General features: G+C 45.3%; 9 protein-coding genes and 2 rRNA genes (1 of these 11 running past the window's edge). 6 read left to right on the top strand and 5 right to left on the bottom strand.

Annotated elements, in window-relative coordinates:
* The first annotated feature begins 69 nt into the window (after nt 1-69).
* Together rho and AABA11_RS02295 are read left to right on the top strand one after the other, a co-directional pair.
* Entirely contained in the window at nt 70-1335 is a 1266-nt protein-coding gene (rho, locus tag AABA11_RS02300; protein ID WP_110576109.1) for a transcription termination factor Rho, read from the top strand.
* A 147-nt stretch (nt 1336-1482) separates the two neighbouring features.
* Complete coding sequence (locus AABA11_RS02295) at nt 1483-2211, top strand: NAD(P)H-flavin reductase (protein ID WP_265728634.1); 729 nt, start codon at nt 1483-1485, stop codon at nt 2209-2211.
* 62 nt (nt 2212-2273) lie between these two features.
* Here the strand turns inward: AABA11_RS02295 and AABA11_RS02290 are convergent, their stop codons facing one another.
* Together AABA11_RS02290 and mqo are read right to left on the bottom strand one after the other, a co-directional pair.
* Nucleotides 2274-2543: a hypothetical protein gene (locus AABA11_RS02290; protein WP_265728633.1), complete on the bottom strand. Its 270-nt coding sequence runs from the start codon at nt 2541-2543 to the stop codon at nt 2274-2276.
* A gap of 92 nt (nt 2544-2635) precedes the next feature.
* On the bottom strand, nt 2636-4138 hold the full coding sequence (mqo, locus tag AABA11_RS02285) for a malate dehydrogenase (quinone) (protein ID WP_265728677.1): 1503 nt from the start codon (nt 4136-4138) through the stop codon (nt 2636-2638).
* Nucleotides 4139-4526: 388 nt separating this feature from the next.
* On the opposite strand from mqo, the gene AABA11_RS02280 reads away from it, so the two are divergent.
* Nucleotides 4527-4934, top strand: a complete 408-nt coding sequence (locus AABA11_RS02280; RefSeq protein WP_265728632.1) for a CBS domain-containing protein — start codon at nt 4527-4529, stop codon at nt 4932-4934.
* Here the strand turns inward: AABA11_RS02280 and hslO are convergent.
* Nucleotides 4931-5806: an Hsp33 family molecular chaperone HslO gene (hslO, locus tag AABA11_RS02275; protein ID WP_265728631.1), complete on the bottom strand. Its 876-nt coding sequence runs from the start codon at nt 5804-5806 to the stop codon at nt 4931-4933. The genes AABA11_RS02280 and hslO overlap by 4 nt on opposite strands.
* Before the next feature lie 252 nt (nt 5807-6058).
* Between hslO and AABA11_RS02270 the strand changes: the two genes are divergently transcribed.
* The 3 genes from AABA11_RS02270 (at nt 6059) to ppk1 (ending at nt 11514) form a co-directional block, all read left to right on the top strand.
* Nucleotides 6059-7984, top strand: coding sequence for an ABC-F family ATP-binding cassette domain-containing protein (locus AABA11_RS02270; protein WP_338265037.1), 1926 nt, complete (start codon nt 6059-6061; stop codon nt 7982-7984).
* 170 nt (nt 7985-8154) lie between these two features.
* Entirely contained in the window at nt 8155-9144 is a 990-nt protein-coding gene (gene hemB / locus AABA11_RS02265) for a porphobilinogen synthase (RefSeq protein ID WP_265728630.1), read from the top strand.
* A gap of 150 nt (nt 9145-9294) precedes the next feature.
* Nucleotides 9295-11514, top strand: coding sequence for a polyphosphate kinase 1 (ppk1, locus tag AABA11_RS02260; protein ID WP_265728629.1), 2220 nt, complete (start codon nt 9295-9297; stop codon nt 11512-11514).
* A 190-nt stretch (nt 11515-11704) separates the two neighbouring features.
* On the opposite strand, the gene rrf is transcribed toward ppk1, so the two are convergent.
* A 5S ribosomal RNA gene (gene rrf, locus AABA11_RS02255) occupies nt 11705-11819 on the bottom strand.
* Nucleotides 11820-12054: 235 nt separating this feature from the next.
* A 23S ribosomal RNA gene (locus AABA11_RS02250) occupies nt 12055-14210 on the bottom strand; it runs 734 nt beyond the window's last position.

Here is a 14210-nt window from a genome sequence, read left to right as displayed (position 1 = left end):
TTATTGTTATTTATTGATTAACTCTAATTCCGTCATTTTTCCTCAAATGAGCTAATACAAAACCCGTTTATGAACCTTACCGACTTAAAACAGAAATCAGTACACGAACTTTTAGACATCGCAGCAGAAATGGGCCTAGACAACATGGCTCGTTCACGTAAACAAGATGTTATTTTCTCAATCTTAAAGCGACATGCAAAAGGTGGAGAGGACATTTACGGCGACGGTATCTTAGAGATTCTTCAAGATGGCTTTGGCTTCCTTCGTTCACCGGACAGCTCATACTTAGCTGGCCCTGACGATATTTATGTATCTCCAAGCCAAATTAGACGATTTAACCTTCGTACTGGTGACACGATTGCCGGTAAGATTCGACCACCGAAAGATGGCGAACGCTACTTTGCTTTATTAAAAGTCAATGAAATCAACTTTGATAAACCAGAAAGTGTGCGTAACAAGATTCTTTTTGAAAACTTAACACCGTTGTTCCCAGATGAGCGCCTATTAATGGAAGCGGGTAATGGCTCGACTGAAGACGTAACATCTCGAATCATCGACCTTGTTGCTCCAATGGGTAAAGGTCAACGCGCCTTGGTGGTTTCTCCACCAAAAGCGGGTAAAACCTTCATGCTGCAAAACATCGCGAATGCGATCACTCGCAACAATCCAGAATGTCATTTGATCGTTTTATTGATCGATGAACGTCCTGAAGAAGTTACAGAAATGTCTCGTACCGTTCGCGGTGAAGTGGTCGCTTCTACATTTGACGAGCCACCTGCACGACACGTTCAAGTTGCCGAAATGGTCATCGAGAAAGCAAAACGTCTTGTAGAACACAAACGTGACGTGGTCATTTTGTTGGATTCCATTACTCGTTTGGCTCGAGCCTACAACACCGTCATTCCATCTTCCGGTAAAGTACTAACGGGTGGTGTCGATGCAAATGCTTTAGAACGTCCAAAACGCTTCTTTGGTGCAGCTCGTAACATTGAAGAAGGTGGCAGTTTAACCATCATCGCCACAGCGCTTGTTGATACAGGCTCGAAAATGGACGAAGTTATCTTTGAAGAATTTAAAGGTACTGGTAACTCTGAATTGCACTTAGACCGTAAGATCGCTGAAAAACGTACGTTCCCTGCGATTAATATTCGTCGCTCTGGCACTCGTCGTGAAGACCTTTTAACATCAGAAGATGAATTACAACGTATGTGGATTCTTCGTAAGCTGTTGAATCCTATGGAAGATGTTGCTGCGACAGAATTCCTTATCGATCGCCTGAAAGTCACTCAAACGAACGACGAGTTCTTTGAATCAATGAAAGGCAAAAACAAGTAAGTAGACTTTTTGCAGTAATAAAGTCTGCTATCAAAAACCACTTTCCGAAGTGGTTTTTTTTTACTTACACAATAAACATGATGCATTATCAACGTCTGCTCGCTTTCCGTATTCAAGGTAAGGGCAACCTATATTGGAGTAGTTTAAATGAAAGAGATTACCGCGACGGTAAACGCTGTCGAATTAATGAACCAAAATGTTTACCGCATTACCTTAAAAGTAGAAGACTTTACTTTTGAAGCGGGTCAATACTTAATGATTATGCTGCCCACAGGCGAACAAGTTCCTTACTCTATCGGCAGCGCACCGCATGAATTACCTACTTTAACCCTGTACGTGCTGGTTTCAGATCCTAGCTCACTGGCCAACAAAGTCGTTGAACACATTAAATCAAGCGACTCAATTACCATCAAAGCACCAGGTGGTGACTGCCATATTGCTAACGGTGTTTTAGAGACTGCCCCCGATAATATTTTATTGATCGCTGGCGGAACCGGATTTGCCCAAATTAAAAGTGTATTCAGCCATTTGGTGGAGCAGAACTTTACTGGGAACGTTTCCTTTTATTGGGGATTAAGAACCCCTATGGATGTTTTTGCTCAAGACTGGCTGGAAGAAGCACATAAATACACGCCTTTTTCACTGGATGTGATTGTCAATGACAGCAACGATGAGTGGCACGGCCGAAGCGGTTGGTTGTATGAAGCGGTTTTGGCAGACCATCCTGATCTAAGTAAAAGTGCGGCGTTTATCAGTGGCTCTGTCGGTATGGTATATGGAACACTGGATCAGCTGGAAGCAAAAGGGCTCAGCAAAGAGCGGTGTTTTTCTGATGTTTTTGCTTATGCGCCACACCCAGACAAACCAAAACTGTAAACAAAAAAAAGAGGCAACACGTGTTGTCTCTTTTTTATCTACGGACGGTAATCGTAGAAAAATTACGCCGCAGTACGAACTGTGTCCCACAATGCTGTAATATTCTCTTGGTCTGCATCGGTAACGCCTTCTGCCACCAGCGTTTCTTGCAGGATACCCGTAAAAGCAGCGTCAAATTCGCTCTGCCCTTCACCTTCAACACTACTATGCAGCCCTAATAGACCCAGTAAATATGCACAGTAAAATAGCTGATCACCTTCTTCAGCGTGGTGCTCCATATCTCGTAATGTGTCACACAATTGGTCTGCGCGCTCTGCAAAAGTCATCGTCATATTCCATCTCACCATGTTCGTTTTTTATCGCCTGCAATACAAAAAAGCTGGGGAGTGCCCAGCTTTTTTACGCTCATTACTTGCGAAGTAGATTAAGGTTTTAGCTTTAAGGTTTCTAGCGTTTTAGCACGAATAGAAAGAAGCAAGTCTGTATTGTCTACCAATGATTCACCGTAGGACGGAACCATTTCTTTCATTTTAGATTGCCAATCAGCCGACTTAACACGCTCAACAAAACAGCGCTCTAGAATACCAATCATAGTATTCACCGTCGTTGATGCTCCAGGAGAAGCGCCTAGCAATGCCGCAAGAGAACCGTCTTCTGTCGTAATGGCTTCAGTACCAAACTCCAGTTTGCCGCCCGTTTTATCGTCTTTCTTGATAATTTGAACGCGCTGTCCAGCGTAAGCCAACTCCCAATCTTCGTCTTTTGCATCAGGGAAAAATTGACGCAATGAATTACAACGATCTTTATGAGATTGCATCACTTCACTGATCAAATAACGAGTCAGATCCATGTTGTTTTTACCAACGCTTAACATGGGTTTAATGTTGTCAAAGCGCACACTCTTCGGTAAATCAAAGAACGACCCTGTTTTCAAAAACTTGGTCGTAAAACCAGCAAAAGGACCAAATAAGATGGCTTTTTTGCCATCAATAATCCGAGTGTCTAAATGCGGTACAGACATAGGCGGCGCACCAATAGGCGCAGCACCATACACTTTAGCAAAGTGCTGTTCTACCAATTCAGGTTTCTCACACACTAGCCACTGACCACTAACAGGGAATCCACCAAAACCTTTCCCTTCCTTAACTTCTGCTTTTTGCAGCAAAGGCAACGCCCCGCCACCGGCGCCTAAAAAGACAAATTTTGCGTCAACCGTTGTACGAGCGCCATTTTGTTCAAGTGTGACATCCCATCGACCATCCGCACGTTTCTGCAGATCTTTTACTTCGCAGTTCAATTCTAGATCGAAGTTTTCTAGGGCTTCTAAATGCTTGCTCATATTACGAGCAATGGCACCAAAGTTGACATCAGCACCGTGTTCCACTCGTGTCGCTGCAAGAGGCTCACTGTCATCACGATTGTTCATAACAAGAGGCATCCACTCCTGCATTTTTTCACGATCTTCTGTGTATTGCATTTCTTTAAAAGCAGGATGCGAACTCATTGCGTCATAACGTGCTTTTAACATTTTGACGTTGCGCTCACCCCAAACAAAACTTTGATGAGGCACACGATGGATAAATTCTTGTGGCGCAGGCATCAGACCTTGTTCGACTAGGTAAGACCAAAATTGAAGGCTAATTTCAAAAGCCGCGTTGATATTCACCGCTTTATCAATGTTAACGGAGCCATCAGCATTTTCAGACGTGTAGTTTAACTCGCAGTATGCGGCATGGCCTGTACCAGCATTGTTCCAGCCATCTGTACTTTCTTTTGCAACGCTTCCTAAACGCTCGACCATCAACATGGTCATGCTAGGATCCAATTGCTTTAGTAACACTCCTAGGGTGGTGCTCATAGCACCTCCCCCGACTAGTAAAACGTCTACAGAATTTGAGGTCATATGATTTCGCCGTGTCATAGCCAATTGTGAATTTGAGAGTGGCGGAGAAATTAGGCTTTTGGCCAACAGCAGATATGTCGAATCCACTGTCTGCTTCTCCACTCCCCTCTTCAGAACGCCTTTGCTCGTATGCTGAAGTTAACAAACTAACAGCGGTTAAGGGATTCTGAGCAGGTGTGATTTGATTATACGGATTTTGAAAAACAATGTCTTGAGACCTTAGTATAAGAATGTAGATATATCCACATTTCAACACTCATGATTCCAGACATTTTATTGACTTTAGCGACAAGAAGGACGATGTTAGCAACATTAATAAAAAACATGCTTCGATTATGCTGCTATATTGAATTAAAAATATTCAATATAAATATACTAAATCCTCTCCATTTAGATACTGAGGAGTATGACGATGAAAGCACAAGATATCATGGTAAAAAATGTCATCTGTGTGGACATGGATGAACGCTTACCGGTTGTGAAAAACCTCATGCAGAGCAACGGCTTTCACCACCTTCCTGTCACCGAAAAGGGCAAATTGGTTGGTATCATATCAGACAGAGATTTACTGCGCTTGATTAGCCCTTTTATTGACAGTGTTTCTGAGCAAGCCAGAGACTTAGACACGCTTAATCGAGCCGCACATCAAGTCATGACACGCCAACCCATTACAGTAAAAGCAGACACGCCAGTGGAGGACATTGTTGCTTGGCTAAAACGAGTAGACATTTCCTGCTTACCCGTCACCGACAACGAAGAACATGTCATTGGCATCATATCGTGGCGCGATCTAGTCAATCACGCCACGTTTAAAGATTAGTGGGTTTGTGCTTGGTCGCCCAATAAACCCACAAAATCGCTTTCTGTGAACTCATATTTTTCAGCACAGAACTGACAATCTACCTTGATGCTGCCTTGTTCAATTAAAAGCTCACGAATTTCTTCTGTTCCAAGGGACATCACAGCATCCAACGTACGCTGGCGGGAACAAGAGCAACCAAACTGCATTGTCTTGATGTCATACAATCGCACTTCTTCTTCATGGTACAAGCGATGCAGCAGTTCACCCGTTTCAAGGCCCAGAAGTTCTTCTTCCTTCACGGTGGACGCCAAATGAGTTAAGCGCTCCCAGGCATCTTCATCGCCCTCTTTCGCTTGCTCTTCAGGTAAACGCTGTAAGAATAAACCACCGCATTGTGCACCATTCGCCGCCAGCCACACTCGGCTTGGCAATTGCTCAGATTGTGAGAAATATTGCTCAAGGCATTCACCCAACGTATCACCAACAATCTCAACAATGCCTTGATAGCGCTGTCCATTGCGAGGCTGAATCGTAATGGCTAAGTACCCACCTTCAAGCACCTCTTTTAACGAAATCACATCAGGAACGTCTTGAGATTCATCCCATTGCGCAATACCACGAAGATTTTGATGCTCATCGCATTCCGTCATCAAAGTCGATAAAAAACCATTACCTTTGGCTTGAATAGACAACACACCGTCTATTTTAACAATGTCTCGCAATAGCGCGATTGCTACAACAAACTCACCAAGGAGTTTTTCTAATGCCAGCGGATAGTCTTTACGCTTAATAATTTCTTGATAAGCATCATTTAATAACACACGTTCACCACGAACATTGCTGTTATCAAAAGAAAAACGCTGTATTTCATTTATGGTTGGATTATTCACAAAGCACACCTTGTCTGGCGCAAGCCTGACGTAAAAAGTTCAAATTAATAATCCCGCCATTTTACCCTTGAGCAACGCAATCATCCACTTTAAACAGTGATAACTGGGAATATGTACTGGGAATATGCACGCTTGCTATTTCGTTTACTTTGACAGCACTCTAAAATGTTCGCATTGTGCTTTCTATTGAAAAGACGATTAAAACGATCCACATCACTTCTCATTCATCGAGATAAGAGATTTCGAGTTTTTATGATCCAATTTACGGAAGTTAGTTTACAGCGCGGCACCCAATTTTTACTGGAAGAGGCTACGCTCACCATTTTTGAAGGCCAAAAAGTGGGACTTATCGGTGCCAATGGCGCTGGAAAATCGTCTTTATTTGCCATGATCAAAGGCGAACTACACGCCGACACTGGCGAAGTAATTTTACCAGGCCAACGTCGCATCGCCTTTATGGCCCAGGAAGTAGAAGAGACTCAACGCAGTGCGCTAGCGTATTGTTTGGATGGCGATGATCGACTCAGAGACATAGAAAGCCATATTGCCAAAGCACAAGCAAACAACGACGATCAGGCCCATGCCCATTGGTTAGGAGAGTACGAAAACGCCCACGGTTATACGGCACAATCACGCGGGGAGACTCTACTGCAAGGTCTAGGCTTCAAAATGGCAGACATGAAAAGACCAGTGTCAGATTTCTCAGGTGGTTGGCGCATTCGTCTAAACCTTGCCAAAGCCTTGATGTGTCCTTCCGACGTTCTCTTGCTTGACGAACCAACCAACCATTTGGATTTGGATGCGGTTATGTGGCTGGAAAACTGGCTACGCCAATATCCGGGAACGCTGCTACTTATTTCCCATGACCGTGATTTTTTAGACGGTATCTGTAGTCATATTGTTCATCTTTATCAAAAACAGCTAGTGCTTTATAAAGGCAACTATTCCGACTACGAGCGCCAACGCGCGGAACATCTAGCGCAACAACAAGCCAACTATGAGAAACAACAAGAGAAACGCGCGCATTTACAACAATATGTGGACCGCTTCCGGTATAAAGCAGACAAGGCCAAACAAGCACAAAGCCGTCTGAAAATGCTTGAGAAAATGGAAATTATTGGTCCAGCTCATATTGACTCGCAATTTGAATTTTCGATTCCTGTGGCCGAAAAAACATCTCAACTGTTGGTCAATTTATCGGAAGCTGACCTAGGTTATACGTCTGAATCTGGCGCTAAAACCGTTCAGCTTGGCAAGACCAATTTCGCCCTTCGTGATGGACAACGCATTGGCCTGCTTGGTCCAAACGGCGCAGGCAAATCGACTCTAATCAAATCCATTGTTGGCGAAATAGGTGTATTGGCGGGCGATCGAATCTTGGGAGAGAATCTAAAAATCGGTTACTTTTCTCAGCACCAACTCAGCGCCCTCGATTTAGACGCTTCGCCATTGCTCCATATCCAACGCCTCACTCCCAAAATACTTGAAAGTGACATTCGTCGTTATCTTGGTGGTTTTGGCTTTATTGGTGATGACGCACTTCGTCCCGTCAAAGGCTTTTCTGGAGGAGAAAAAGCCCGTCTTGCCTTATCGTTAATCTCTTGGACAAAACCAAACTTATTGGTGCTTGATGAGCCAACCAACCACTTGGACATTGAAATGCGTCAGGCCTTAACCGAGGCCTTACAAGAGTTTCCTGGCTCAATCTTATTGGTGTCTCACGATCGCCATTTATTGAACAGCACCGTTGATGAGTTTTACCTTGTCGCTGACAACAAAATCCAAGCCTTCGACGGTGATCTGCCCACTTATCATGCATGGTTGCAAGCAAGACAAGCCACGGCGGCGCAGCTAGAAAAAGGCGAACAAGCTGGGGATAAAATCGACAAAGTGGACCGCAAAGAAGAGCGCCGCAAAGCCGCTGAAATGCGAGAAAAATTACGCCCTCTTCGTAAACAAATTGAAAAACACGAAAAAGCCGTTCAAACAGCGCAAGAGCATCTTGATCGAATTTCTGAGGACATGGCGGACTCAAGCCTTTATGAAGCGGACCAAAGGGACAAGCTACAAAAACTCCTAAGCGAAGAAGCCAAGTGGAAAAAAGCCCAAGCAGAAAGTGAAGAAGCGTGGTTTGAAGCACAAGAGCAACTCGAAGAAGCGGAAGCGCTATTGTTGTGAAATTAACCAACCTTATTGGGTGACTTCGCTAAAAAAGAGAGAATAAACAAAGACTAAGTGCTATTAATCTGTAAAGTTTTGCTCTAACACAACGCTTTTACAAAGGCACTGTCTTAATATTGTAACAATACTAAAGTACATTCATACACAGCGAAAAGGAGAGATATTGGATGACATTTCCATACACTCGTATGCGCCGAATGCGTAAAAATGATTTTTCTCGCCGCCTGATGCGCGAGCATCGCCTAACTGCAGACGACTTAATCTACCCCATGTTTATTATCGAAGGCCAAAATGTGCGCGAAGCCATTCCTTCAATGCCAAACATTGAGCGCCTATCCATCGACTTACTACTTTTAGAAGCAAAAGAACTGGTCGAATTGGGTATTCCAACGATTGCATTATTTCCTGTCATCGAAAGCGACAAAAAGTCATTGCTCGCCGAAGAAGCTTACAACCCAAATGGATTGGTACAACGGGCCGTTCGCGCGCTAAAAGCTGACTTCCCTGAACTTGGCGTATTAACAGATGTGGCGCTGGATCCTTATACCACCCACGGCCAAGATGGCATCATTGACGATAGCGGTTACGTTTTAAACGACATCACCGTTGACACGCTTGTCAAGCAAGCCTTATCCCATGCGCAAGCTGGCGCTGATGTTGTTGCACCATCAGACATGATGGATGGGCGCATTGGTGAAATACGCGATGAACTGGAAGCCGAAGGTTTTATTAACACCTTAATCATGGCCTACGCCGCCAAATACGCCTCTGCGTATTACGGCCCTTTCCGTGATGCAATTGGATCAAGTGGCAACCTTGGTAAAGGCAATAAATTTACCTACCAAATCGACCCGGCCAATTCTAACGAAGCCATTCGCGAAGTGATGCTCGACATAGAAGAAGGCGCCGACATGGTCATGGTAAAACCCGGTATGCCTTACATAGACATTGTACGTCGAGTTAAAACTGAGCTTGAAGTGCCAACTTTCGCATATCAAGTAAGCGGTGAATACGCCATGCACATGGCCGCTTTTCAAAACGGTTGGCTAGATAAAAACACAGTAATGATGGAATCACTACTGGCATTCAAACGCGCTGGTGCAGATGGCATCCTTACCTATTTCGCAAAAGATGCAGCACGCCTGCTAAAAAGTTAACAATTCAACCTTTTAGTGAAATAAGTACATTGAATCGGTGACCAGCAGGCTGCGTTGGTGTAATTTGTTAGTATATGCCTACATTTGTAGGCAAAAGGAACAAGCATACCAACAACACTATAAAATGGTATTTAGAGAGAATATAAGCACATGTCTGAGCAGTCGGTGAACGAAATAGATAAAAAAGAATCCACGCCTAGCGTCCCTCTGGAGCTGGACGCTGAATTGGTATTGGAACCCATTCCGGAACAACCTCAAGACCCTAACAAAATAGCAATTGAGGAGCGTCTCCCAGAAGAAATTGATCTGGCGGATCCAGAACTCTATTTCAACCGCGAGCTGAGTCACCTCCAATTTAACGCTCGAGTGCTTGAGCAGGCCATGGACGAAAACCACCCTATCCTAAACAGATTAATGTTTTTGTGCATTTTTAGCTCTAACATGGATGAATTTTTTGAAATCCGTGTCGCGGGTCTAAAAAGCCAATTGGAATACAGCCGTGAAAAAAATGGCCCCGATGGGATGCACCCCAAGAAAGTACTCGGTCTAATTAGCGAACATGCTCACAAGCTAGTACGTCGCCAATACCGAATTCTCAACGATATTATTTTGCCTAAGCTAGCAACAGAAAACGTTAAGTTTATTCGTCGTACTGTTTGGAACGAAAAACAAGCCGCTTGGGTGAAACGATACTTCCGCGATAACGTATTGCCTATTATCAGCCCAATTGGCCTTGACCCAGCTCACCCATTTCCTCGACTGGCAAACAAAACCTTCAACTTCGTAGTCGAATTAGAAGGTCGTGATGCTTTTGGACGTGAAAACGGCTTAGCCATTGTGCCTGCACCAAGTTCATTACCCCGCTTGGTAAAATTACCTGATGACGTCTGCGAAGGTGGAGACAATCTGGTCTTTCTGTCTTCTATTATCCACGCTCATGCGGATCAATTATTCCCTGGCATGACGGTCAAAGGGTGTTTCCAATTCCGGCTTACTCGTAACGCTGACTTAGAAGTAGATTCAGACGACATCGGCGTCGATTTGGCAGGCGCGCTACGTACAGAACTACAAAGTCGCCATTACGGCAGTTCAGTACGTTTAGAAATCGCAGAAAACTGCCCTCTCCATATTGTCGACTCTCTGTTAAAACAGTTTGATCTAGAGCAACAAGATCTATACCGCATTGACGGCCCTGTTAACCTCAGTCGTCTTATGGCAGTCCTTGAGCTCGTTGATCGTCCTGACCTGATGTACCCTCCTTTTTCTCCAGGGCTGCCACGCAAACTGGCCAGCTCTGGCGGCTTATTTGAGGCGATTCATCAACGCGACTATCTACTCATGCACCCGTTTGAAAGCTTTTCACCTGTCATTGATTTATTAAGCGAAGCAGCCAAAGACCCCAATGTGGTTGCTATCCGTCAAACTCTTTATCGAACAGGTTCACGCTCACCAATTGCCAACGCATTGGTGGAAGCCGCTCGAAACGGCAAAGAAGTTACTGTAGTCATCGAATTGCGTGCTCGCTTCGACGAGGCTGAGAACTTAGCGCTTGCAAGCCGCTTACAAGACGCAGGTGCAATTGTGGTTTATGGTGTTGTTCGACATAAAACCCACGCGAAAATGATTCTAATCGTCCGTCGTGAAGGTGCTGACTTAACTCGCTATGTTCACTTAGGCACAGGCAACTATCACGCAGGTAACGCTCGTCTTTACACAGACTATAGTTTCATGACATGTGATAAAGAGATTGGTGACGATGTTCATCGTGTCTTCCAGCAACTAACGGGAATGAGTAAAGAGTTAAAGGTGAAAAAGCTATTGCACGCCCCTTTTACTCTTCGCGACCGCTTATTGGAAATGATCAACAGAGAGGCAGAAAATGCGCTAAGAGGCGAACCCTCTCGAATCATCATAAAAGTAAACTCACTGACAGAGCAGAGGCTGGTTCAATCGCTTTATAAAGCTTCTCAAGCTGGTGTAAAAATCGACCTGATTGTTCGAGGCATTTGTACGTTACGACCTGGTATTAAAGGCATATCTTCTAATATTAGAGTAAGAAGCATCATAGGACGTTTCCTAGAACATACCCGCGTCTACTACTTCTACAACAACCGAAACCCTCAAGTGTATTTATCTAGTGCTGACGGCATGGATCGTAACCTCAATAACCGTATTGAAGTCGCCTTTCCTCTTCAAGATTATAAACAGACTCGCCGAGTGAAAAAGGAACTAGAGTATTACCTAACAGATAATACGCAAAGCTGGATTTTACAAAGCGATGGCTCATATCAGCTATCCAAGCCAAGAAAAGGCGAATACCGTAGCGCTCAACGGGCGCTATTAAGTGAACTAGCAGACAACACACGATAAATAGTTACTTTTAAACATAAGCTCAGCATTAGCTGGGCTTTTTTTGTGTATAAAATTAGGAGTTATCCTCAGAATATTCCAATAAAAACAAAATAGAGTCGGAGTAAGTAAAACGAAGGAAAAATAAATATTCGCCCATAACGAAAAAACCCCACCCTGCATAGCAGGATGGGGTTTCTCTTTGTTTAAAGCTTGACGACGACCTACTCTCACATGGGATCTCCCACACTACCATCGGCGATGGCGCTTTTCACTTCTGAGTTCGGGATGGGATCAGGTGGTTCAACGCCTCTATGACCGTCAAGCAATTCGTTTTGCGTTTGTTCTGAGCTGCACTGTGTTGTGCGCTGACCTTTTAAGGTTAGCTTGACTCAAAACACGCGAATACGTGCTTGGATCTTTAACAATTCATTTTGAAATAGTGATAACCAAGTATCAAACCGATGCTCATCATTGCTGATGTTGTATCGTATCTGTGTCTTTGTCATTTTGATGATCTTGAGCTTTCACTCTCTTCATCTAAAACCACTTTGGTGTTATATGGTCAAGCCTCACGAGCAATTAGTATTGGTTAGCTCAATGCCTCACAGCACTTACACACCCAACCTATCAACGTCCTAGTCTCGAACGGCTCTTTAGGGGACTTATGTCCCAGTGAGATCTTATCTTAAGGGAGGCTTCCCGCTTAGATGCTTTCAGCGGTTATCCCGTCCGAACATAGCTACCCGGCAATGCCACTGGCGTGACAACCGGAACACCAGAGGTTCGTCCACTCCGGTCCTCTCGTACTAGGAGCAGCTCCTCTCAAATCTCAAACGTCCACGGCAGATAGGGACCGAACTGTCTCACGACGTTCTAAACCCAGCTCGCGTACCACTTTAAATGGCGAACAGCCATACCCTTGGGACCGGCTTCAGCCCCAGGATGTGATGAGCCGACATCGAGGTGCCAAACACCGCCGTCGATGTGAACTCTTGGGCGGTATCAGCCTGTTATCCCCGGAGTACCTTTTATCCGTTGAGCGATGGCCCTTCCATACAGAACCACCGGATCACTAAGACCTACTTTCGTACCTGCTCGACGTGTCTGTCTCGCAGTTAAGCGTGCTTTTGCCTTTACACTCTATGCATGATTTCCGACCATGCTGAGCACACCTTCGTGCTCCTCCGTTACTCTTTGGGAGGAGACCGCCCCAGTCAAACTACCCACCACACAGTGTCCTCGATCCGGATTACGGACCTGAGTTAGAACCTCAAACATACCAGGGTGGTATTTCAAGAGTGGCTCCATGCAAACTGGCGTCTGCACTTCAAAGCCTCCCACCTATCCTACACAAGTAGGTTCAAAGTTCACTGTGAAGCTATAGTAAAGGTTCACGGGGTCTTTCCGTCTAGCCGCGGATACACAGCATCTTCACTGCGATTTCAATTTCACTGAGTCTCGGGTGGAGACAGTGTGGCCATCGTTACGCCATTCGTGCAGGTCGGAACTTACCCGACAAGGAATTTCGCTACCTTAGGACCGTTATAGTTACGGCCGCCGTTTACTTGGGCTTCGATCAAGAGCTTCGCTTGCGCTAACCCCATCAATTAACCTTCAAGCACCGGGCAGGCGTCACACCCTATACGTCCACTTTCGTGTTTGCAGAGTGCTGTGTTTTTAATAAACAGTCGCAGCCACCTGGTATCTTCGACCGACTAGTGCTTACGGAGCAAGTCCTTCACACCGGCCGGCGTACCTTCTCCCGAAGTTACGGTACCATTTTGCCTAGTTCCTTCACCCGAGTTCTCTCAAGCGCCTTGGTATTCTCTACCTGACCACCTGTGTCGGTTTGGGGTACGGTTCCTGCATATCTGAAGCTTAGAAGTTTTTCCTGGAAGCATGGCATCAACCACTTCGCCCAAAAGAGGGCTCGTCATCAGTTCTCGGTCTTAAAAGGGCCCGGATTTGCCTAAGCCCTAAACCTACCGCCTTAAACACAGACAACCATCGCTGTGCTGGCCTAGCCTTCTCCGTCTCTCCATCGCAATATGCACGAGTACAGGAATATTAACCTGTTTCCCATCGACTACGCATTTCTGCCTCGCCTTAGGGGCCGACTCACCCTGCCCTGATTAACATGGGACAGGAAACCTTGGTCTTCCGGCGGGGGAGTTTTTCACTCCCCTTATCGTTACTCATGTCAACATTCGCACTTCTGATACCTCCAGCCTGCCTTACAGCTTGACCTTCAACGGCTTACAGAACGCTCCTCTACCATGCCTAGTAAACTAAGCATCCGTAGCTTCGGTGGCCAGTTTGAGCCCCGTTATATCTTCCGCGCAGGCCGACTCGACTAGTGAGCTATTACGCTTTCTTTAAAGGATGGCTGCTTCTAAGCCAACCTCCTAGCTGTCTAAGCCTTCCCACATCGTTTCCCACTTAACTGGCACTTTGGGACCTTAGCTGACGGTCTGGGTTGTTTCCCTTTCCACGACGGACGTTAGCACCCGCCGTGTGTCTCCCGTAATTGCACTCATTGGTATTCGGAGTTTGCATGGGGTTGGTAAGTCGGGATGACCCCCTAGCCCAAACAGTGCTCTACCCCCAATGGTGAGATACGAGGCGCTACCTAAATAGCTTTCGAGGAGAACCAGCTATCTCCGAGCTTGATTAGCCTTTCACTCCTATCCACAAGTCATCCCCAGCCTTTTCAA

The sequence above is a fragment of the Marinomonas pontica genome (assembly GCF_036322735.1).
In the GTDB taxonomy this organism is placed as follows: Bacteria; Pseudomonadota; Gammaproteobacteria; order Pseudomonadales; family Marinomonadaceae; genus Marinomonas; species Marinomonas pontica.
Note: the sequence above shows the minus strand (reverse complement) of the source record. Positions and strands in the feature narration are given on the sequence as shown.

What these genes read in the sequence shown, in the direction of transcription:
- hemB (WP_265728630.1), top strand. Translation starts at nt 8,155, where the DNA reads ATGACATTTCCATACACTCGTATGCGCCGAATGCGTAAAAATGATTTT.
- AABA11_RS02280 (WP_265728632.1), top strand. Translation starts at nt 4,527, where the DNA reads ATGAAAGCACAAGATATCATGGTAAAAAATGTCATCTGTGTGGACATG.
- rho (WP_110576109.1), top strand. Translation starts at nt 70, where the DNA reads ATGAACCTTACCGACTTAAAACAGAAATCAGTACACGAACTTTTAGAC.
- AABA11_RS02270 (WP_338265037.1), top strand. Translation starts at nt 6,059, where the DNA reads ATGATCCAATTTACGGAAGTTAGTTTACAGCGCGGCACCCAATTTTTA.
- AABA11_RS02295 (WP_265728634.1), top strand. Translation starts at nt 1,483, where the DNA reads ATGAAAGAGATTACCGCGACGGTAAACGCTGTCGAATTAATGAACCAA.
- ppk1 (WP_265728629.1), top strand. Translation starts at nt 9,295, where the DNA reads ATGTCTGAGCAGTCGGTGAACGAAATAGATAAAAAAGAATCCACGCCT.
- AABA11_RS02290 (WP_265728633.1), bottom strand. Translation starts at nt 2,543, where the DNA reads ATGACGATGACTTTTGCAGAGCGCGCAGACCAATTGTGTGACACATTA.